General features: G+C 36.3%; 21 protein-coding genes. 17 read left to right on the top strand and 4 right to left on the bottom strand.

Going from position 1 to position 22,912, the window contains the following annotated elements; genetic code table 11:
• Positions 1-378: 378 nt before the first annotated feature.
• A complete protein-coding gene (gene rpoS / locus PMI_RS11015) occupies positions 379-1,368 on the top strand; it encodes an RNA polymerase sigma factor RpoS (protein ID WP_004244343.1) in 990 nt (329 codons plus the stop codon).
• A 65-nt stretch (positions 1,369-1,433) separates the two neighbouring features.
• Here rpoS and mutS read toward each other — a convergent pair whose 3' ends face one another.
• On the bottom strand, positions 1,434-3,998 hold the full coding sequence (gene mutS / locus PMI_RS11010) for a DNA mismatch repair protein MutS (RefSeq protein ID WP_012368294.1): 2,565 nt from the start codon (positions 3,996-3,998) through the stop codon (positions 1,434-1,436).
• A 372-nt stretch (positions 3,999-4,370) separates the two neighbouring features.
• Here mutS and PMI_RS11005 point away from each other — a divergent pair, with 372 nt between their 5' ends.
• From PMI_RS11005 to PMI_RS19465, 4 genes are all read left to right on the top strand, one after another.
• The gene (locus PMI_RS11005) at positions 4,371-4,790 is read left to right on the top strand and encodes a hypothetical protein (RefSeq protein WP_157867041.1); all 420 of its coding nucleotides are present in this window, start codon (positions 4,371-4,373) and stop codon (positions 4,788-4,790) included.
• Positions 4,791-5,263: 473 nt separating this feature from the next.
• Complete coding sequence (locus PMI_RS10995) at positions 5,264-5,851, top strand: TetR/AcrR family transcriptional regulator (protein ID WP_012368291.1); 588 nt, start codon at positions 5,264-5,266, stop codon at positions 5,849-5,851.
• Positions 5,851-6,807, top strand: coding sequence for a DMT family transporter (locus tag PMI_RS10990; RefSeq protein WP_012368290.1), 957 nt, complete (start codon positions 5,851-5,853; stop codon positions 6,805-6,807). Before PMI_RS10995 ends, PMI_RS10990 begins: the two co-directional genes overlap by 1 nt.
• A 265-nt stretch (positions 6,808-7,072) precedes the next feature.
• Positions 7,073-7,237: a hypothetical protein gene (locus PMI_RS19465; RefSeq protein ID WP_006536548.1), complete on the top strand. Its 165-nt coding sequence runs from the start codon at positions 7,073-7,075 to the stop codon at positions 7,235-7,237.
• Here the strand turns inward: PMI_RS19465 and PMI_RS10985 are convergent.
• Positions 7,234-7,851 carry a Fic/DOC family protein gene (locus PMI_RS10985; RefSeq protein ID WP_012368289.1) on the bottom strand — a complete coding sequence of 206 codons (618 nt, stop codon included), beginning with the start codon at positions 7,849-7,851 and terminating at the stop codon, positions 7,234-7,236. The two genes, PMI_RS19465 and PMI_RS10985, sit on opposite strands and share 4 nt — an antisense overlap.
• A gap of 509 nt (positions 7,852-8,360) precedes the next feature.
• Positions 8,361-8,798: an acetyltransferase gene (locus tag PMI_RS10980; protein WP_012368288.1), complete on the bottom strand. Its 438-nt coding sequence runs from the start codon at positions 8,796-8,798 to the stop codon at positions 8,361-8,363.
• A 416-nt stretch (positions 8,799-9,214) separates the two neighbouring features.
• On the opposite strand from PMI_RS10980, the gene licT reads away from it, so the two are divergent.
• From licT to PMI_RS10920, 12 genes are all read left to right on the top strand, one after another.
• Positions 9,215-10,075 carry a BglG family transcription antiterminator LicT gene (licT, locus tag PMI_RS10975; protein WP_004244338.1) on the top strand — a complete coding sequence of 287 codons (861 nt, stop codon included), beginning with the start codon at positions 9,215-9,217 and terminating at the stop codon, positions 10,073-10,075.
• Positions 10,076-10,182: 107 nt separating this feature from the next.
• Positions 10,183-12,072 (top strand): beta-glucoside-specific PTS transporter subunit IIABC, encoded by a 1,890-nt coding sequence (locus PMI_RS10970; protein ID WP_004244336.1) that lies wholly within the window; start codon positions 10,183-10,185, stop codon positions 12,070-12,072.
• 83 nt (positions 12,073-12,155) lie between these two features.
• Complete coding sequence (locus PMI_RS10965) at positions 12,156-12,980, top strand: PHP domain-containing protein (protein WP_004244334.1); 825 nt, start codon at positions 12,156-12,158, stop codon at positions 12,978-12,980.
• A 758-nt stretch (positions 12,981-13,738) separates the two neighbouring features.
• The gene (locus tag PMI_RS10960) at positions 13,739-14,047 is read left to right on the top strand and encodes a helix-turn-helix domain-containing protein (protein ID WP_004244333.1); all 309 of its coding nucleotides are present in this window, start codon (positions 13,739-13,741) and stop codon (positions 14,045-14,047) included.
• Between the two features lie 185 nt (positions 14,048-14,232).
• Positions 14,233-14,784: a fimbrial protein gene (locus PMI_RS10955; RefSeq protein WP_004244332.1), complete on the top strand. Its 552-nt coding sequence runs from the start codon at positions 14,233-14,235 to the stop codon at positions 14,782-14,784.
• A gap of 59 nt (positions 14,785-14,843) precedes the next feature.
• The gene (locus tag PMI_RS10950) at positions 14,844-15,410 is read left to right on the top strand and encodes a fimbrial protein (protein ID WP_004248677.1); all 567 of its coding nucleotides are present in this window, start codon (positions 14,844-14,846) and stop codon (positions 15,408-15,410) included.
• A 77-nt stretch (positions 15,411-15,487) separates the two neighbouring features.
• Positions 15,488-17,986, top strand: a complete 2,499-nt coding sequence (locus PMI_RS10945; RefSeq protein WP_004248675.1) for a PapC/FimD family outer membrane usher protein — start codon at positions 15,488-15,490, stop codon at positions 17,984-17,986.
• 34 nt (positions 17,987-18,020) lie between these two features.
• Positions 18,021-18,731 (top strand): fimbrial biogenesis chaperone, encoded by a 711-nt coding sequence (locus PMI_RS10940; RefSeq protein WP_004244325.1) that lies wholly within the window; start codon positions 18,021-18,023, stop codon positions 18,729-18,731.
• A 23-nt stretch (positions 18,732-18,754) separates the two neighbouring features.
• Positions 18,755-19,258: a hypothetical protein gene (locus PMI_RS10935; RefSeq protein WP_004248673.1), complete on the top strand. Its 504-nt coding sequence runs from the start codon at positions 18,755-18,757 to the stop codon at positions 19,256-19,258.
• Between the two features lie 15 nt (positions 19,259-19,273).
• A complete protein-coding gene (locus PMI_RS10930) occupies positions 19,274-19,840 on the top strand; it encodes a fimbrial protein (protein WP_004244323.1) in 567 nt (188 codons plus the stop codon).
• Positions 19,833-20,378 carry a fimbrial protein gene (locus PMI_RS10925; protein ID WP_004244322.1) on the top strand — a complete coding sequence of 182 codons (546 nt, stop codon included), beginning with the start codon at positions 19,833-19,835 and terminating at the stop codon, positions 20,376-20,378. The genes PMI_RS10930 and PMI_RS10925 overlap by 8 nt, the downstream gene beginning before the upstream one ends.
• 71 nt (positions 20,379-20,449) lie before the next feature.
• On the top strand, positions 20,450-21,469 hold the full coding sequence (locus PMI_RS10920; RefSeq protein ID WP_004244321.1) for an MrpH family fimbial adhesin: 1,020 nt from the start codon (positions 20,450-20,452) through the stop codon (positions 21,467-21,469).
• A 131-nt stretch (positions 21,470-21,600) separates the two neighbouring features.
• Here the strand turns inward: PMI_RS10920 and PMI_RS10915 are convergent, their stop codons facing one another.
• Entirely contained in the window at positions 21,601-22,530 is a 930-nt protein-coding gene (locus PMI_RS10915; RefSeq protein WP_004244320.1) for a Dyp-type peroxidase, read from the bottom strand.
• Positions 22,531-22,912 lie beyond the last annotated feature (382 nt).

The raw sequence follows: 22,912 nt of genomic DNA, 5'->3' as shown, positions 1-22,912 counted from the left end.
TTTATTATAGGTTTGTTTTTTGTCTTATCTTTAGAATAATATATATTATTGAATATTATTTTATTATTGCGGATTTTTGTTTATCTTTTTTTTGATGTACATTGTCACATATTGCTTGTTAAACAGTGAATATACGTATAGATAAATATACGTAAAATAATAATAATTGCTGTTAATAACTAATACTTATAGTTAATAAATATATTGAATAAACTATAAAGTAAATTAACAGTAAAACAGATTATGTTATTTTTTTATTTTGTAATTCGTTACAAGGGAAAATCAGTAAACCCGTTGTGTCGTGACACAGCGATAAACTGGTAAATCGATCTCATTAAGAGCGTCGTTTACCTAAATTATCAAGGGTAGGAGCAGCTGATGAGCCAAAGTACGCTAAGAGTAGACGAGTTATATACTGATGATATTGATGAGAACATGGAAGAGTTCGATGAAGCAGCCGCAACAAAAGAGGCTGAAAATGAATCTGACGCTCAAGATGAAATTGAACTCATTGAAGGAGTCAATCAGCGTGCGTTAGATGCAACTCAGCTCTATTTAGGAGAAATTGGCTATTCTCCATTGTTGAGTGCTGAAGAAGAAGTATTCTTTGCTCGTAGAGCGTTACGAGGTGATATCCCATCAAGACAACGGATGATAGAGAGTAATCTACGTTTAGTTGTTAAAATATCTCGCCGTTATACGAACCGAGGGTTAGCTCTTCTTGACTTAATTGAAGAAGGTAATTTAGGCCTTATTCGTGCTGTTGAAAAGTTTGATCCTGAAAAAGGGTTTCGTTTTTCAACCTATGCCACATGGTGGATACGTCAAACTATTGAACGTGCCATTATGAACCAAACCCGCACTATTCGTCTCCCCATTCATATCGTTAAAGAACTCAATGTCTATTTAAGAACCGCAAGAGAATTAGCACATAAGCTCGATCATGAGCCAAGTGTTGAAGAAATTGCGCAAACGCTGGATAAACCGGTCGATGATGTCAGCAAAATGCTACGTTTAAATGAACGTATTTCTTCTGTTGATACACCGATTGGTGGGGATTCAGATAAAGCCTTACTAGATATTATTTCAGACGAAAATGAAGAAGGGCCAGAAGCAACCATTCAAAATAATAACCTCAAGGAAAATATCGTAAAATGGTTATTTGAATTAAATCCAAAACAGCGTGAAGTATTAGCGCGTCGCTTTGGATTACTGGGTTACGAGGCTGAAACATTAGAAGATGTTGGTCGAGAAATTGGTTTGACAAGAGAGCGGGTTCGTCAGATCCAAGTTGAGGGATTGCGTCGTTTAAAAGATATTCTGCAAGGGCAAGGATTATGCATAGAGGCACTTTTTAAGATGAACTAGTTGCTTTAGGTGCTCAATGCGTTATCAAGCCGATTAGTTAAATTAACTAATCGGCTTTTCTTTTGTTATTTATTTAGCTCTTTTAAGTGATAGAGCAATTCCAACGCTTGTTTTGGTGTTAATGAATCCGGATCAATTTTATTTAATGCTAATTCAACTTCAGAAGGCTCAATATCTGCTAATAACATCAGTTGTGACGTTTCTACATGGCTTGCCCCTGAATGACCTGATAGGGTTTCCAGCTCTTTTAATTTCTGCTTTGCACGGCGGATCACCTCTTTTGGCACACCAGCTAATGCCGCAACCGCTAAACCATAACTTTTACTGGCTGCACCTTCTTGAACACTGTGCATAAAGGCAATTGTTTCCCCATGCTCTACCGCATCTAAGTGAATATTGGCAGTGCCTTCTAGTTTTTCTGGCAGTGTCGTTAATTCAAAATAGTGTGTGGCAAAGAGTGTCATCGCTTTAATGCGATTCGCTAAATTTTCGGCACAAGCCCAAGCGAGAGAAAGCCCATCATAAGTAGAAGTGCCTCGGCCAATTTCATCCATTAACACTAAACTGTTTTCAGTGGCATTATGAAGGATATTTGCGGTTTCTGTCATTTCCACCATAAATGTTGAACGACCCGAAGCCAGATCGTCAGAGGCACCCACGCGGGTAAAAATACGATCAATTGGGCCTATTACCGCTTTTTCTGCGGGCACAAAACTACCAATATAAGCCAGTAGCGTAATTAATGCCGCTTGACGCATATAGGTACTTTTACCCCCCATATTAGGGCCGGTAATAATGAGTAGACGACGTTGAGGCGCGAGTTGTAGAGGATTTGAGATAAATGGCTCACTCAGTACTTGTTCTACAACAGGGTGACGTCCACCAGTGATTTGAATACCTGTTTTTTCTGTTAATTCAGGGCGTGTATAATTGAGTGATTCTGCACGCTCAGCGAGATTAGCCAGAACATCGGTTTCAGCTAACGCTTCAGCACTGGTTTGTAAGGCGGTTAGATGAGGTAATAGTTTTTCGAAAAGCTCTTCGTAGAGCATTTTTTCAATTGCTAATGCTTTACCTTTAGAGGTTAATACCTTGTCTTCATACTCTTTTAGTTCAGGAATAATATAGCGTTCAGCATTTTTCAGTGTTTGACGACGCACATAGTGCATTGGAACTAAATTGCTTTGGCCGCGACTGACTTGTATGTAGTAACCATGAACCCCATTAAAGCCAACTTTTAAGGTATCAATACCCCATTTTTCACGTTCACGAACTTCAAGCTTTTCAAGATAGTCACTCGCACCGTCAGCCAGTGCTCGCCATTCATCTAATTCTGCATTATAACCAGAGGCTATCACCCCCCCATCCCGTACTAATACGGGGGGTGTTTCAACAATGGCATTTTCCAGTAATTCACGCAACTCATCAAACTGGCTGATACGCTGCTGTAATTCTTTAATATAGGGCATATCCGCTTGATCAAGCACTTGGTGGATATCTTGATATTGTTGAAAGGCATGGCGCATACGTGATAAGTCACGAGGACGAGCGGATCGCAATGCTAAACGAGCAAGTACCCGCTCTAAATCCCCCACCTGACGTAAAAAAGGCTGTAACTCAAAATAGAGGGGTTGTAAGGCGCTAATCGCATCTTGGCGTTTAATTAATTGTTCACGCTGGCGTAAAGGGGTGTGTATCCAACGTTTGAGCATACGGCTTCCCATTGGGGTCACGCACAGATCAAGTACAGATGCCAATGTGTTATCACAACCGCCAGCAAGATTTTGGGTTAATTCTAAATTACGGCGAGTGGCTGCATCTAAGATAATGGTATCTTGCGGACGCTCCATGGTAATGCTACGAATATGAGGCAACCCAGTGCGTTGCGTATCTTTAACATATTGTAATAAGCAACCTGCGGCACAAAGTGCAAGTCGGGCATTTTCAACACCAAATCCAGTTAAATCACGGGTTCCAAACTGTAAATTAAGTTGTTGTTTGGCGGTTTCACACTCAAACTCCCAAATTGGACGTCGGCGTAAACCTTGCTGACGCTCAATTAATGCCATTGACTCAAAGGTTTCTGGATAGAGTAGTTCTGCTGGGTGAGTGCGTTGCAGCTCGGCAGCCATACTTTCGCTATCCGGCATTTCAGTGACCCGAAAACGTCCAGAGGTAATATCTAAAGTGGCATAGCCAAAAGCGCCATTTTTATCTTGCCAGATAGCGGCTAATAGATTGTCTTGGCGCTCTTCAAGTAGCGCTTCGTCCGTAACGGTGCCTGGTGTGACAATACGGATCACTTTACGCTCAACAGGGCCTTTGCTGGTGGCCGGATCACCAATTTGTTCACAGATGGCAACGGATTCCCCCAATTGCACTAATTTAGCCAGATAATTTTCAACCGCATGATGAGGAACGCCAGCCATAGGAATAGGTTGACCTGCCGACTGACCTCGTTTTGTTAATGAAATATCTAATAAGCGTGAGGCTTTTTTAGCATCATCAAAAAACAGTTCATAAAAGTCACCCATACGATAAAACAGTAAGATTTCTGGGTGCTCTGCCTTAAGCTTAAGATACTGCTGCATCATGGGGGTGTGGGATTCGAAATTTTGGCTGTCAGTCATGGTGTCGTCTTTCTTAACGTATTGAATATCTCGTTTGTGAGTATTGGTTGTTAAACTCTATCTGGTTTTATTTCACAAACATAATACGGCATCATACCATAAGGTTTCAGTGTGTTGCTTTAATCATCTAAATATCTTTGCCAATAAAAGTATGATTGATGGCTTATTTTTATGATGTTCTGTGAAAGTGTAGCGTTATTGTGTTAATGAGCATGCAAAACGCTACTAATCGTTGAGTATCGACAAGCGTATAAAACCGCCAAAGTGGGGAGCCGTTCTTTTGAGATAGGTACAGGTTTTCAATATTTACCCAGCAAGATGAAATGGGCATGTTTAGCTAACGGGTACAATTATGATATTAAAGGGTGCCAATTGATTATTCTAGAGCAAGAATTCAATAAATATGGAATTAGCACCGATTCACTATCTGTATTAGAAACCGACTTTATCAAAGATACGCTAGGGGTCGATGATGCGCTGGTTAAAACTATCCGCTACGGCACTATATTTAATGCTGGCTCTGTTAGTTTGTCAGCGAAGGGAAGTATGGTGAAAAAGCTACAAAAGCTCTATTCCGACGATTATGTATCAGAAATGCTGAAACATTGGGAATTAGAAACAAAAGAACTTTGTGACAGTTTAAACCTACTTCTTGACGAGTATCTAAAGACAGGAAAGAAGAATGGATATGGGTTATGTGTTACAAATGCTGTAGGACATCCATTTAACACAACGTGGAGGAAGTCACATAGCGGTGAGTGGAAAAATGGACTAAAGATAGTAAAAAGATGAAGCGAAAGTTGCTTGCCCATATGATTCAAGGACTAGAAAGCGGTGCAGTCTATGATTATGTGAGTTCACACAGCGGTGTTTGTGCATTAGAACATGATGGATTTGTGAGCTTGCGTAAGCTGTCTGATGGCGATTGGAAGCACCCATATTTGGATATAGTGTTGAAGCATGGCTGTTAGTAGTTGAATTAAAATTAATTTTTTTTGATTAGTTTGTACTTTCTCCGCGGCACAGAATCATACTTATTTGAATGGCAGTTCTGTGCCAGAAGCGGACATTTATTCTCGTATATAAACATGCTGACTGATGTCGTATTGCTACTGACGCGGCATATAACTACCTTGTTTACTTCATTCTATTCGCTAGGCCACCTTATTAAGGATCGCACTGCCTGTGATAAATGCAGACTTTTGTTGCTTCGGTATTCCAAGTAGGTATACTGGTCTACCTACATATAAACAAAGAGGCTGATCATGACATCTTTATCTGAAGGTTCAAAAACTGCCCGAGAAAAACTGCTCAGTGCTGCACGTGTTCTTTTTTATAATCATGGTATTAATGGCACAGGAATTGACGCCATAGTAAAAAGAGCCGGCGTTGCTAAAAAAAGCCTGTACAACAACTTTGCATCCAAAGATGAGTTGGTGGCAGCCTATCTCAGAGTTCGGCATGAAGAATGGCTTTCGTTGTATAAAACCCGGCTGGAACTAGCCATGACACCCAAAGAGAGGGTAATGGCTGTTTTCTATGCTTATGAAGATCATGCTGAATTTGCCTATGAGAACGGTTTTCGCGGCTGCGGCCTTCTGAATGCGGCAGCCGAACTTCCCGCAGGAGTTCCGGGTCGTCAGGCCGTTCGTGAGCACAAAGAAGAGGTGGAAGCGATTCTGGTTGCGCATTTAATGGAACTGATGAAGGGAAAGGCTGAAAGCGCACACTGTATGGCAAGACATCTTGCCTTTCTGCTGGAAGGCAGCATTTCACGAGCCGGGCTGGAAGGTAACAGTAACTGCGTTAAACAGGCCAGCAATATTGCAGAACAGTTGATGGAGATGTACTAATGATTTCTTCGGGACAGCGACTTGGCGGCATAGTAGGTGTGCTTATCGCCGCTATTCTCTGGGGAACGACTGGCACTGCTGCGACATATGCCCCAGGTCTGAGTCCTTTAGCCATAGGAGCTGTGGCGATGGGGATTGGTGGGCTATTACAGGGTATTATCGCTGCGACAACAATAATTCGCCAGCGTGCTCTGATTATCCAGAACTGGTATTTCTCGCTGACCGGATCAGTGGCGGTAGCGGTTTACCCTCTCGCTTTTTATGCTTCCATGCACAATGCAGGTGTTACGGTAGGTACGGTTATTTCCATTGGCTCTGCGCCGATTCTGTCCGCCCTGATTGAATACCGACTTGACGCTCTTCGTTTGACCCGGCAGTGGATGTGCGGAGCGGGTGTTGGCGTTACAGGCATGGTGCTACTCTGCTTGGCAGAAAGTAGTGGAAGCAGTACCACAAATGACCATGCCATGGTGGGGATCTTTCTGGGACTGTTGGCTGGCTTCACCTATGCCTTTTACTCGTGGTCTGCACGGCGGTTAATGGAGGTCGGGATAGCCTCTCGCGCCGCAATGGGGGTCACTTTTGGTGCTGGCGGTATTTTACTTATGCCTGTACTTTTTGTAACAGGAGCGCCGCTACTAATGGCATGGAATAATGCCGCCGTCGGTATTTATATGGCACTGGTTCCGATGTTTCTTGGGTATGTCTGTTATGGCTACGGGCTTGCGCGCATTCCGGCCAGTATGGCAACCACAATCACTCTGTTGGAGCCGATTATAGCCGCGCTCCTTGCCATTCTGCTCGTCGGTGAAAGATTGCCACCTATAGGATGGGCTGGCGTCGGTCTAATAGTTGCGTGTCTGGGTATTATCACCGTTCCGGCCGGAAAGTTAAGTTTCAGCCTAGTTCGGCAACGGAAAGAAAATTTTGAAGTCACAGAAAAAAAAGAATCATGAAAGATAAAACGTCATTTGACTCATTTCCGGCTTTTGATATGCGTGTCGATAACGGTACATATTTTCTTGAAAATCTACAGATAAAGCCAATCTAGGCAAGAAAAGGCTTCCAATAATTTTCAGTGAATATGTCCGCTTATCGCTCAAAGCAGACGAAAATAAAGAGACATTGCACTATAAAATTTTTAACTAGAAAAGTGATCTATGTTGCCATATAAAACAACGGTGATAAAATGCATTATCGTCAGTTTGAAGTGAGACTACCATGAAAAAGAACGAATTAATTCAAGCAACAAGACCAACTCGTACTCAACTTATTCGTTCGGTAGCAACCTCTACGGCGATTGAAACAGGGCAGGAGTCTCGTCGTCTTGAAGAAGAGATGAAAGCGAAGCGTGAGAAGTTTGGACATTTGAAACTGGCGATTTAGTTTTCTTTTAAGGCTTCATTAACCCAATATTTCATGGGGTCATAGTTCAGGTTTAACCCAGCGTGGATTGCTGCGATGTACTGTTCGGGGTGTTGAGTCCAACTTTCATAATCCAACGGCTGGAAACCAGCTTGTACTGCCATCACATCTGCGAGTAAACGCGATAAGCGCCCATTTCCTTCCCTAAACGGATGTATCAGAATTAATTCCACATGTACTATGGCAATAGCTTCTATGGCTTGTTCTCGGCTCATATTGGTGCAGGGTGTGTACTTTGTGAGATGCTCTTTTTCAAATTGAGCAAGTAACTTTGCAACACGTCCCGCAGGGGCAAACATAAAGCCACCTTTGCTAATATTCACCGTGCGTAATTGACCTGCCCACTCGTAAACATTTCCTAGCCATTGGCGGTGCCAACGCTGAATAAGTGATACGGTAATTTGCTCAGTGGGAAATTGTTCTTCAAAAATGACTTGATACAGTTTTTCTAACAGGACAAGCTCAGCATCATTGATATCATCAACGTTTGAAAGCCCTAGCTTGTTAGCCAGTACCTCTTCATCAGAGCCGTCAGCAAATTTTCCTTCGCTATTAGATACATCATATCTATTCATTTTATACTCGTCATACTTCAAGTTGCATCGTTGTTGACTACGTTCATTCGCACTAGTCACATACTTATGTATGCTCTTAGAGACTCATTCACTTGTCGCCTAGCTGCACCTCGAATTATTTAGAGTATAAGCGCTGGCTAGGTTAAATAAAAAAATAACTACCTATAAATCAAAGGATTAATTAAGTGTAGGTTAAATTATATGTTTTTTCGAAAAATCAATAAATATCGTTATACATCAACGTTAACACACCCATGCATCATGGGGGTGTGGGATTCGAAATTTTGGCTGTCAGTCATGGTGTCGTCTTTCTTAACGTATTGAAGTTTATCTCGTTTGTGAGTGTTGGTTGTTAAACTCTATCTGGTTTTATTTCACAAACATAATACGGCATCATACCATAAGGTTTCAGTGTGTTGCTTTAATCATCTAAATATCTTTGCCAATAAAAGTATGAGTGATGGCTTATTTTTTTGGAAAAATAATAATAGTTATGTTTTCTTATTGTCTTACTTAGCTCTACTTAGATGCAATAATGGGTACGCTCTTCCTTGATTATCCAACTCCGAACGTCCAGATATTTGAAAGCCCATATGCTGATAAAAACCGACGGCTTGCTGATTTTGTTCATTGACATCAACGCTTAAATTAGGATGAAGAGTTAATGCGTGTGATATTAACTGTTTTCCTATCCCTAACCCTCGTGCTGATGCATCGATAAAAAGCGCCTCTAGATGACCGTCATGTAAAAACATAAAGCCGAGTGGGCAGTCTTCTTGATTAGTAGCAACCCATACCGGTGTTTCGGAAAAAAAACCGATAACTTCTTTTTCAATCTCTTGGCGATCGTCAGCTGTCAGAAAGTCATGTGTAGCATCGACTGAATTTTTCCAGATTTGTATGATTTTTGGTGCTTCTGAGGGGCGTGATATTCTAATTTTTAACATTTTTTACCTTTAGATAGACCTATTATATTAAAATAAACTTATACTAATGATATTAATGTCATTTTTTCTGATAAAAAAGTTATTTTTAAGTGTTGGAGCTAATCTAGAGGATATTTATTTTTTATAAAATATTATCATATGGTTATAAATTTAAATATAAAGCCATCAGCCGGTATCGTTCTTACCTTAAACAATCTTTTTTTAATAAGTCGGATAAATATGTGATCTATTACTAACTTTACTGTGCTAAGTTTGACGATATAAATATCCCATGTTAACGTCCTAGTAAACGTAGGGATTGTAATAGTACCTGGCTTACTACACAAAACCCATTTGTAGATGAAAAGTATTTTTTGTCTACAAATGGGTTTTTGCGTTTTTAAGCCTTAATAAAAGAAAATTTTTGAGCATGCCAGATGAACATGAAAATTAAAAAAATATTAAATAACAGTGTTGTGATCTCTCTGGATGAAGCAGAAAAAGAAATTATCGTCATGGGAAAAGGGATTGCCTACGCCAAAAAAGTAGGTGATGAGATAACATCTGAACAAATAACCAAAAAATTTATCTTAAGTCCTAAAAATTGTCCGCAGAGAGTGCTCGATCTTTTATCGAATATTACGTTAGATTACGTAGAAATTGCGGACAATATTATTCAGTATGCAAAAGAAAAAATGACCTTAGATACACAAGATAGTATCTATATTGCATTGATTGACCATATTCAAGCCAGCATTGAACGGTATAAAGAAGGGACTTTTATAAGAAATAAAATATTGTGGGAGATAAAAAATTTTTATAGTGAAGAGTTTGATATTGGTCTTTATGGCTTAAAATTAATTAATGATAGATTTAACATTTCAATGCCAGAAGATGAAGCAGGATTTATTGCATTACATATCGCCAGTATTAGAACAAACGATAATATTCAGCAAACCTACAAAGTGACCCACTTTATCCAAAGCATTACTAATATAGTCAAATATTATTTAAATATAGAGTACGACATAGGATCGTTAAATTATCGTCGTTTTGTGACACACCTTCGCTATTTCTCCATCCGATTATTTTCACAACCTGAAAATGATCACGAACCTTTAGAAAATGAGTTACTCGATATAATAAAAGACAAGTACCATCAACCTTATATGTGCTGTTTGAAAATAAGTAAATTTATTAAAGATAAATATAATTGCACCTTAGATGACAATGAAATTTTATATCTAATAATCCATATTGCAAAAATTGCAGAGGATAATAAAAAGATGAATAAATAAAAAATATGCCGTAATAATAAATCATTTAAATTTAGTTGGTTAGGCGATAACCAACTCTATCCATATATCTTTAATTTATTTTTACAGAATAAATAAAAGGCAATGCTATGAATTATAAAGAATTTGCAAAACAAATTCTCGCTATTGTTGGTGGCGAGGATAATATAAAGTCATTAGTACACTGCTCGACTCGATTACGTTTTACATTACATAATGAAGATAAAATTGATCCTTCAAAAGCCAAAGCAAATAGTAAAATATTATCTGATGTGATGAAGGGAGGACAATATCAACTGGTTATCGGTAATGATGTTGATAAAGTATTTAATGAACTAACAAAAATGATAAAAACAAATAATACTCCTCATGATAATAATAAAGACCAGAAGAAACAGTCTATCGTAAATAAAATATTATCAGCAATTACTGGCTCTATCGCTCCGGTTATCCCTCTGTTAGCGGGTGCCGGTATGGGGAAAGTGTTACTTATTGTATTAACGATGCTAGGTTGGTTGGATAAAAGTGACCAAACCTATTATATCCTTAACTTTATCTTTAATACGGCCTTCTATTTTATGCCGGTATTTATTGGTTTCTCGGCGGCGAAAATATTTAATTGTAACCAATATTTAGCTGCGATGGTCTGTTTAGCGATGGTCAGCCCTGAATGGACAAGCTTAGTTAAAGCCGGTGAGCCTGTCGAATTTATGCATATTCCTGTCGCTTTGGTTAAATATTCATCTCAACTGATCCCTGCTTTAATTACTGTTTGGATGATGTCTTATATAGAACGCTTTATTGTTCGTATTGTGCCAGAAATGGTTAAAGTATTTATGGTGCCTTTATTGGTGATTTTAGTTTCGACACCTATTGCGTTGATTGCGGTCGGTCCTGTCACTTCATGGTTCGCTCAATTAATTGCTGATGGGGTGATCTTAATCCAAGAGCACACCGGTTTTATTGCTATTCCATTATTAGTGGCTATTTATCCATGGTTAGTATCTATTGGTATGCATAAAGCACTTAGTCCTGTCAGTATTATGTTAGTGGAACAAAAAGGCTTTGATCCCATTATTCGTGTGATGGCGCTATGTTCTAATATGTCTCAGGCTGCTGCTTCTTTAGCTGTTTCTGTACGTACTAAAAACAAAACCTTAAAACAATTAGCTTTTTCTGCCAGTATTACCGCCTTTTTTGGTGGTATAACTGAACCCGCTATGTATGGGGTTAACCTCAAACTGAAAAAACCAATGTACGCTTGTATGATTGGTGGTGCTATTGCAGGATTATTTGCTGGTATTGTTAAGTTAAAAGCGTTCGTCTATGTCACTCCGGGGTTATTAAGTTTACCAATGTGGATATCTGATACAGATAACCAAGTGGTAAATGCAATAATCACCTTATTGATTGCCAGTGTAGCCACTTTTATTGCAACGCTTATTATTGGTTTTGATGATCCTACTGATGACCCAATCCGTGACGAAGAAGAAAATAATAAACAAGCTGCATCAACCAACAAAAAACCACAAATAGCGAATAGTAAATTACCTGTTGGGTTAATTTCACCTCTACAAGGTAAAACGGTTGCACTTTCAGAGGTTAATGATGAAACATTTGCTTCTGGCATTATGGGACCTGGCATGGCAATTATCCCCACAACAGGAAAAGTGATTGCACCTGCAGATGGCGTTGTTGATATTACCTTTTCTTCTGGTCATGCGATTGGCTTAACACTGGTTAACAATATTGAAATGCTGATCCATGTGGGGATTGATACCGTTAACTTAGCGGGACAGCACTTCACATGCTGTGTCGTTAAAGGTCAGAAGGTGACAAAAGGTGATACGCTAATTGAATTTGATTTAGATGCGATAATAGCCGCAGGCTATGATCCAACAACGATGATCATCATTACTAATGATGATAATAAGCTAGACGTTGTTCAGACCGATAAAAAACATGTCGACCAAAATACAGTTTTACTAACCGTGGGTTAAAACAATATGAATAACAAGCTTATGGTAACTAACGATTATTGCGCGACTATTTTTAATGGAAGAATTAACAGAGGTACTTCTTCATGATCTATGCTGATTTACATGTTCACACAAACCATAGTGATGGTGTTTGTGAAATAAAAGATGTCCTTGAAAATGCATTTAGAAACGGCATTAAGACTATTGCGATCACCGATCACGATACTACCAATCATTATGACGAAATTTACCGAGAAGGGGAGCGTCTTGGATTAAATATCGTCAAAGGTGTTGAAATGAGTTGTTATGACTTTGACGTTTATAAAAAAGTCCATGTAGTGGGACTTTGGCTTAACGAAAAAACGCCCAACGTTGACAAGCTGTGTGATAACACTCTCAACTGTCGTGATCAGTTTCACCGAGAATTAATATTATCTCTCAATCAACAAGGCTACGATATTTGTTATGAAGATGCGAAAAAGTTCTCAAAATATAATATCGTTTTTAAAATGAATATATTCCAAGCATTGAGAGAAAAATATCCAGAGGAAATGACCAAAGAGCGTTATAAACAACTTTTTGGCTCTAAAACAAAAATAGAAACAGACTTAAAAATGGGATATATCCCTGTTGATGAAGGAATTGCTGCTATCTTACAAGATGGTGGTATTCCTATACTTGCTCACCCATGTGTCTATGACAACTATGATGAAATAGAAAAATATGTCCAGTTTGGATTGAAAGGATTAGAAATAAGTCATTCTAGAATGAAACCTATCGACTATGAACTGACCCAAAACTATGCTAATAAATTTGGTTTGCTAAAAAGTGGCGGTAGTGACTTCCATGATCCTGCGTTACTTAAATTTGGCGATTTTGGCCTAAATCAAACACAATTTGAGACCTTAAAAAAGGACGCAAATAAATAAGTAATGATCTGACTTGATATAATGAAACGATTAAACGCCCAGATGGTTTATTGGGCGTTATCTTTAAGCCCCCATATTGTCTTTTCTCACATTATCCAACCCATTTTACATCTTCTTTTTCTGCTTGGTCGTCTGATTTTTAATCGACATTGTCAGTAAACCCTGTTACTAATCTTATTTTTGAGATAGACACCAGCTATTTTTATATCTGAATTAGTATGATTTTAAAAAAATTGATTTGCGAATTTGAGCAAAACCGATTTTTCTCATCATAATTTTTACCCACTTTGATGGGGATATCTAATCAATATAGCCGTGTTATTTTAAGCAAAATGAACGTTGTAATTATTAAAAAAACATCAATTACTTAATTTTATCTTATTGAGATGCTCTTTTTTTGATTGTAAATATATCGCAAAAATTAAAGTAAACTAAATTAATTTAACTTAAGTGAAAATAATTAACACGCAGTGCGTGTAAAATTGCATTTATTAACGAATTTAGACTAAGTAATTTTACTATTGAATTTATTCATTTTTTTCTACATGCATGAAACAAAAAATAGATAAATATTTAACAAACAATAGTTGTAAACTATCGTATTTTGATTATCTATCGTTTTAAACATGTTTACATAAATTGATAAGCAAACTATTGTCTCTGCAAATCAGATGTAAATCGTATTTTAAATTTTTCTATTTAAATTTATTAATGAGAATAAAGTAAGTGGTAATTTACATATACGAAGGTGGCTTTTCATGAATATCGATAAGAATAGAGGATCTGATTCTTTATTATTAAGGAAGAATATTGGAAATTTTATTAGAGAATCTCGTATACGTAAATCTCTAACAGGAGCCCAATTAGGCGAATTACTTGATGTGAGTCAGCAACAAATATCAAGATATGAAAATGGAATAACAAGTATCAATATTGAAACATTAGATATGATATTAAAATTATTGGATGCTGACTGGTCTGAGTTTTATCGAAAAGTTCTTGTCGTAGATATTATAAAACATAAATTAAAAAATAGTGATTCGTTTCCATTCTATTTGCGTGTTTAGATGATTTATATCATCTGTATAAATACAGTTTAAATTTTATATAAAAATTTAAATAGTCATAAGTTTTTAAAAGTAATGGAAGTAACAATATCATCTCTGGATGGGATGAGGATAATGTGTGTAACTATATATCATAGTTAATTTTTTAACGCTTTAATTCCTACGTTAAATATAAAGGTAAAAATATGAAATTGAATAAATTAGCGATGTTCGCTATTGCATCAATGGCTTTTTCTGCGACTGTTGCTCAAGCGGCTTCAGGTGATGGTACTATTACTTTCACTGGTAAAGTTATTGATGCACCTTGTGGTATTGCTACCGAAAGTGCTAACCAAGCTATCGATTTTGGTCAAATCAGCAAAAGCCTATTAGAGAAAGATGGTATTTCTCAAGTTAAACAAATCCCAATTAAATTGGTTAATTGTGATTTAACTAAAGCCGGTTCTGATACTGGTGCTGCAGGTTCTTATAAAGGCGTAAAAGTAACCTTTAATGGAAATACTATTACTGGTGCAACAGAAGAGTTAGCAACAACTGGTAATACAGGGACTGCTATTGTTATTTCAGGAACAACAACTGGTTCAATGGTTAAATTCAATGAAGCAGGTGAATTACAAGCACTGGGTAATAATGATAATACGCTGATGTATACAGCTTGGGCTAAGAAAGCAACAAACGGAACAATTGCTGAAGGTGAGTTTAACGCTACAACAAACTTCACATTAGCCTATGAATAAAAAATATTAAATTTAACGAGAGCAGTTAATCTGCTCTCGATTATTTAAGGCCAAAATCTATGTTTAAAAAAATCATAATATTATTATTTTTCACTAAAATCTTTTCAACATATGCAAGCGGAGCTGTATTGGATAAATATATCCCATCAGATAAAGTTTGGTGGCAAGGAACAGCAAAGTTTTTAGGAAAAGTAATTTCGCCTGCTTGCACATTAGATATGGATAGTAAATATCAATTGGTTGATCTAGGTACTATACCTGTTAATAAAATGAACAATAATGATGATTTATTAGCGAGTAAAAAAATAAAAATAAAATTATCTGATTGCCAATTTATTAATAAGACTAAAAATATCGATAAAGTGAAAGGCGTTACGTTAACATTTTATTCAGATGTTAGTGGATCTAAAGCTGATTTATTTTCATTTAATAACAGTGATGAAGTCTATTTTAAAATAATAGATGAATATGGATATAGCGCTAATTCTGGAGAGTCATTACCATTAATATATGTTGATGGGGATAATACATATCTATATTACAAAATAGACGTTGTAAAAAAGTTGGATGTAATTACTCCTGGTGATTATTATGCAAGCGTTTTATTCAAAATAAATTATGAATGATTAGCTGCTTTCAACTTCTCATTAAAACTTTAAGACTTAAATAATTAAGGTTATTAGCCAATATGAACAGAGAGAATATGAGTGGAAGATCTACAAGCATTTTGGCAACTATATTATTTATAATTTATTCTCAAAATGTATATTCTGTAGAGTTTAACTTAGATGTTGTTGACTCTAAATCTAAAGATAATATTAACTTTGCTAGGTTTAGTGAAGCCGGTTATATTTTACCGGGTAAATATCAGCTTAACTTAGTACTTAATGGACAAGGGATCGGTTCATCAACATATACTGTTAACGTATTAGAAAGAGAAAATAAATCTCAAGATGAAAATAAAAAACTGTTATCTCAAGCCTGTTTAACAGGTGATATTATTTCATCTTTAGGATTAAAGGAAAAAATAGAAAATAATCTACCAACATGGAATGATGGAAAATGTATTGACTTATTAAGCCTAGATGGTGTTGAAGTTACAACAAAATTAAATGAAGGTATATTATCAATTAAAATACCTCAAATATGGCTTGAGTATACAAGTGCTACTTGGTTACCACCATCTCGCTGGGATGATGGGATCTCAGGTTTGATCCTTGATTATAATATTAACACCAATGTTAATATCCCTCATGAAGGAAGCAATACGCAAAGTATTTATTACAATGGTACTGTTGGTTATAACTTCGGTAGCTGGCGTATTCGTTCTGATTATCAAGGGAATTATAATCGAACCTCTGGTGATGCGGAAAACAATAAAGATTTATTAAATTTTACTCGAGTTTATGGATATCGCGCGATCCGCAGTTTAAAGTCTAACCTAACCATCGGTGAAAACTTTATAAACTCCAATATATTTAATTCCTGGCGTTATACGGGGATTAGTTTAGAAAGTGATGATCGGATGCTCTCTCCTCAACTAAGGGGATATGCACCACAAGTTACAGGGATCGCTGAAACTAACGCAAGGGTAGTTGTTAAGCATCAAGGACGTATTCTTTACGATTCAACAGTACCCGCAGGTCCATTTGCCATTCAAGATTTAGACAGTTCGGTGCGTGGTAAATTGGATGTTGAGATTATTGAGCAAAATGGAAAGACGAATAAATTTCAAATTGATACAGCCTATGTTCCTTATTTAACAAGACCGGGACAAGTTCGTTATAAGGTTGTTGCAGGACGCTCTAGAGATAAATTACATAATACAGAAGGACCTATATTTGGTACGACTGAAGCTGCTTTTGGTTTAAGTAATGCTTGGACTATGTATGGTGGTACCATTTTCGCCGGTGATTATAATAGTGTAGCACTTGGGGTTGGGCGCGATATGTTCGCTTTCGGTGCGGTATCTGCCGATATTACACAATCTTATGCTCGATTACCTGATCGTGGCACTATGCAAGGTAAGTCATGGCGAGTCAGTTACTCTAAACGTTTTGATAATTTGGATGCGGATGTAACCTTCGCTGGATACCGATTTAATGAACGTAATTATATGACGATGCAAAATTATTTAGATGCACGTTATCGTGATGATTTTACTGGAAAAGAGAAAGAACTCTATACAGTAACCTTTAATAAAGGTCTTTCTGAATATAACACATCAATTGGGGTGCAATATAATCATCAGACATATTGGGATCAAAGTAATTCCGATTATTATTCTATTAACTTAAATAAATATATGGATGTTTTTGCAGTTAAAAATATTTCATTAAATTTATCTGCATCGAGATCTAAATACTATGGCAAAGATAATGATGTCTTCTTTGCAAGAGTCAGTATTCCATTAGAGAATAATAGAGGATTTATAAATTATGATGGCTCAAGAAATTCGGGGAACTATACGCATAATATAGGGTACTTTAATACCACTGAAGATAACTTAGCTAATTATAATTTAAATGTTTCAACGACATATGGCGATGATATGGATAGTAGTTCAAGCTTCTCTGGCTATTATGGACGCTATACTTCAATCGCTAATATTAATGCGAATGCCACTATCTCAAATAAAAATACCTCATCATTTGGTTTTTCTGCTAATGGGGGCTTAACGATTACCGCTAAAGGAGCAGCACTTCACCCAGATGGATTTAATGGTGGTACTCGCTTATTAGTTGATACTGAAGGTGTTGCAGGAGTACCAGTTGATGGTGGCCGTGTAACAACCAATAATTGGGGTTATGGTGTTGTTACCGATATTAATAGTTATTATCGCAATGAAACAACGATCGATTTAACTAAATTACCTAATAATATAGAAGCGACACAGGCGATTGTAGAATCTTCATTAACTGAAGGTGCTATTGGTTATAGAAAATTTGAAGTGTTAAAAGGTGAGAAGGCCTTTGCAATAATTAGGTTAGCTGATAACTCTTATCCACCATTTGGTTCAATAATTAGTAATGCTAAAGGACGAGAGCTAGGAATAATTAGTGATGATGGTTTTGCTTGGCTAACAGGTATTAACCCAAATGAAGAAATTAGAGTATCTTGGGGAGCTGAACAACAATGTGTCGCTAAACTTCCAAATAAAATAGAACCGAGTAATAAGATATTATTATTGTGTGAAAAATAAATATCGGTAATTAATAAACGACAAAGGTCTTGAAATGAAAAAAATATCATTTTTATTATTAGGATTAATGGTTACATCAAACTCCTATGCAGCAATTTCTTTAGATAGAACAAGAGCTATATACGAAGGTGGGTCAAATGCATTAGTTATTAATATTACTAATGATAATAAACAATTACCTTATTTAGCCCAAACATGGATTGAAAATGATAAGAATGAAAAAATTGAGCTAGGGCCATTAATTGCCACACCATTAGTTCAGCGATTAGAGCCTGGTGATAAAGCGTTAATTAAAGTATCTGCGACACCAGATATTGAAAAGTTACCTAACGATAGAGAAACATTATTTTATTTTAATGTTAGAGAAGTTCCACCTAAAGCTGAAGACAATAATGTATTACAAATTGCCTTACATACAAAAATAAAATTGTTTTATAGACCGAAACAAATATTGAGAGAGCCAAATGCTATTTGGCAAGATCAATTAGTTTTAAATAAGCTATCTGACGGTTATGAAATAGAGAATCCAACACCTTATTACGTCACTGTATTCGGTATTGGTGGTTCAAAGAAAGAAGCGGTTGATTCTGAGTTTAATGCAGTCATGATTGCCCCTAAATCGTCACAAAGGGTTAATAGTAAAGTGTACTCAACGCCATACTTATCTTATATAAATGATTATGGTGGAAGACCGACAATTAAATTTCAATGTCAAGCTAATCGTTGTGTAGCAGAGAAAAAATAAAAACTGATTTTGGAGATAGAAAGGTGAAGAATAGAAAATTTATTTTTATGTTGATGCTTTACATTAATGGCCTTTTTATTTCTCAAATTGGCTTTGCAGAACCTGTTGCTCGAGATAAATCATTCTTTAATATTAATAGAGCAAAAATTGATTTTTATAATCAAAATGAAAAAAATCAACATGGTTTTATATATATAAAAGGCTCATTTTTAAATGCTCCTTGTGAGCTTATTTCGAATGAAATTAGTTTAAAAGAGCTATACATAAAAGATATTGATGTCGTTATTGGTGGTTGTAATATTTATAGTGATTTTAAAAACAGCTCAAATAGTAAACCTGCGTTTACTAGTGTGTTAAGTTTCACAAATAAAATCAACGATAACGTAGAAAATATTGATATAAGAATGAATAGATTAAAGCATTATAAAGATAATGTTATTTTGAATTACCTCTTTTCAGATGAAATAAAGAGAAATATTCTTGACCGGAAGTTAAATATATTAACTCTTAAATTGCAGTATAATTAATTTAAGGTAGATCATATGGTTATTTATTTTTATAGAGAATGGGTAAAAATATTATTTTTTATGCTTATTTTTTTACCTGTTGCAAATGCGGCTACAACAATGAATTTTGATGGTACTTTGATTGATACGCCATGTAGAATTGATCAGCCAAGTTTAAATCAAAATGTGGTTTTTTTAAATAGCACACCAAGGGATTATTGGAAATATCCTGCGGTTAGACCTGCAGAAAAATTTACCATTAAACTGATCCAGTGTGATGCAAAATCGTTATGGAAATCAGTGAAAATTAAATTTAATGGGCAGCCAGAGCCAGAGATGGGGGCTGAACAACAAAAGTACCTTACACTTTCATCTGGCGTTAATAAAAGTAAGTTAGCCATTGGATTAATTGATATAGATGGAAACCAACGTATTACTTTAGGTGAAAACCATAACGGTGGAAATGGAACTCAACTTAACGATGGCACGATGTTGCTGACCTTTAATGCATTTGTTGAAGCGACACCAAAAGCAATACAGGAAAAAAGTGTTGTACCTGGAGTTTATAATGCCACGGTAGAATTTGAGGTTTCTTATGAATAAAAGTAAATATTTTATACTGCCTATTTTTTTATATTTACTATCAGGAACTGCACGGGCAGTTGATATAAATATAGCTATTACAGGCGCTATTTATGTTCCACCTTGTGTTGTTAATAATAATATCCCTATACAGTTTTCTTTTAATCAAATAATGACTTATAAAGTCGATGGTCAAACAAGCGCTATCACAAAAAATATTCCTATTACATGTACTTATTTTAAGGGCTCACCTTACGTCAAAGTATCTGGCATTCAGTTAGCTGGAGCGCCTGATAATGTGCTTAAAGTTTCCGCAGATAGCGTGAATTCAAATCGATTTGGCCTTGCCTTATATCAAGGAGAGAGTGTTGATGAGAATAATCCTTTGCGTTTGAATGGTTCAGCCCCTCGAGGTTATGCCATTACAAAAGGTTTTTCTAATACAGGGCAAGACAGGAGCCAATTTACTATTACTGCTGTTCCTTTTAAAACAGGTACTGCTGATTTATCTCCTGGAAATTTTACGGCCTCCGCATCATTAAGCATTGTTTATAACTAAACCTAAAACAGAGTCAATGATGAGTATCAGAGACTGAGGTTTATGTAATCCTAAAAAGTAGGACGGTTTAAATGAATAAGACATTAATAGGAATAGCTTTATTTTCTTTAGCCACACCATATGCGGTAGGCTGGCAACAAAATTTTTTGCATGTACCGTCAAATGGTAGTACTGCATCAGCAACAGCCCCTGCGCTTAATGTGACAGATGCTAACGCCAGTGGTGTAATTAAGGTGACCATACCTCAGGTTAAAGGGTGGCGGGTTATCGCTTCTTACTGTAGTGGTTCAGGCTCAATGGCAGAAGAAGGAAATTACCGCTATTGGATTAGATTGCCACAAACAAATACTTGGCAAAAACATTCATCAGGATTGAGCTATTATTTGTCCAATCTCTCTTGGACACTAGCAGGTACCAATAATAACAATAATCAGGTTTATGTAGGGCCAAATTATTATGCTAAGCAGTCACCGAGTGGTTGCCATAGTGTTGGAACCGTTTGGGGATTAGGTTCTGCAGTGCTTCCGTTAGATCGTTCTATGTCATTAACTGTGGCGGTGTCCAGAGCGACGGCTTATCCGGGATCATATAATTTAAATATTCCTTTTGCATGGGCTTATGAAGAAAATAAAGGGTCTGGTGGTAACAGTACGGGTTATCTTCAATTTGGTAATGCAATGAAGCCTTATATGAATAGTTATATTAATATTCCTGTGAGTATCACAAGTAAATGTAATATTAAAAACCAAGTTATTAACTTATCTCATGGAAATATGACCCCAGAAGAATCTATTAACAATGTTACCCCGCCTTATAACTATCAACTAACGTGTGATTATGATGCATCAGTATCCGTTTCATTAATAGGAAGTGCACCTGTTTCTGGAAAAACGGAAAACTATACAAAATGTGGTAATGGTGGCTCTTGTGAGTTGAAATATAACGATACCGAATATAAAGGTAAATTTAAACTTAACGCAGGTGCTGCGAAAACATTTTCTATCACATCAACCTTTCATCCTAATGATATAAGAAACCCTGTTGAAGGTAGTTTTCAAGGAAGTGCTATTTTGCGGGTATTGGTTGACTGATCAGGCGCTTAATATTGTAAGTTAATGCCGTCATCATATTGAATAGCAATAGCTCTTTCTTGTTCTTATCGAATATAGAGCAGTGTATGAGCTATTGCTATTAACTTTTTGTTTGTACTGATAATCAACTTTTATTCTATATCATCTAAAAACGCCGGAGATGGGACAAAAAATAATGTGCCCGTGACGGGAGTACTGAATTTTAGTAGTTTATCGGTATGTCCTTCAGGTGTTCCTGCAAACATATTTTCTAACATACGGTTTGTTGTTGAGAAATAGCGAGCATAACCAATAAAATAGGTACCATATTCATTTTTGGAGGGATTTGAAAACGGCATATTTGCTCGTACGATTTTTAAATCATCACCGTTTTCATCTTGAATATTGGTGACGACATTGTGTGAGCCTGGATCTTTTTCTTCATCAGTTAGTTCAACATCATTGAATTTATGCCTACCGATCACTTTTTCTTGCTCGATGAGAGATTGGTTTTCCCAAGCCGCCATATCATGAATGTATTTTTGTACAAATGCATAACTTCCACCGGTAAACAGTGGATCTTCATCACCAATAACCGCATAAGCGACACGCTCATCTTCAAACTCAGGATTTTCTGTTCCATCCACAAAGCCAATAATTGAGCGACCATCAAAATAGCGGAAACCATGTACTTCATCTTCTGAGGTGGCAATAGAGTTTAATTTTTGGCTAATAATTGCAGCTAATTCATAACAAGCGGATACCTTTAGTGCCCGTATGTGAAAAAACAGATCGCCAGGTGTCGATACTGCGGTATACACATCGCCGTTGATTTGCTTAAAGGTATTTAATTCTCGCGGTTTAGCTTGATTAGGGAATAGTTTAGACCATGCATCAGCACCAAATCCCATCACACAACTTACGTCTAATTCAGGGAAACGGGTTCTCATACTACGAAGAAGACCTGATAGATTATTACAAAAGTCGATAAGAGTAGGGCGGGTTTCCGATGAGTTAATAAGATTAAAGACTAGAAAATAAGCGTTCTCACAGGGGGTTTTTGTTACATCTTGATATTTCATAGTGCTTCCTAATAGATACGTGGCAGAAAATTTTGCTTAATGCGATATAAGTAAAAACTAAATTTAGTTTTACACCAAAGTATTTCCTTTTACAAAGCATGGTTTTTGATTTTTATCATTAAAGATGAATAGTAAATATTTTTTTGGTTGGAAAACAATCGAACTGTGATTTTTGTGATAAATAATGCTTTTTATATAAATTTGAAAAAATTCTTAGCTTTTCTTTAGAGTAAATCACTAACTTATACAGGTATTTAGAATATAGTATTGATGTTTTTTAGCCATAGTGTTGCTTAAATAAGCATTTAGAGCTTATATACAGCTAGAATTTATTTTATTTTAATCAGAAAACTCATTTTTATTGAACATTAATATACGATTA

Origin of the sequence: Proteus mirabilis HI4320, from assembly GCF_000069965.1 — a bacterium.
GTDB lineage: Bacteria > Pseudomonadota > Gammaproteobacteria > Enterobacterales > Enterobacteriaceae > Proteus > Proteus mirabilis.
The sequence above is the reverse complement of the archived record's forward strand: the minus strand, read 5'-3'. Positions and strand labels throughout refer to the sequence as shown.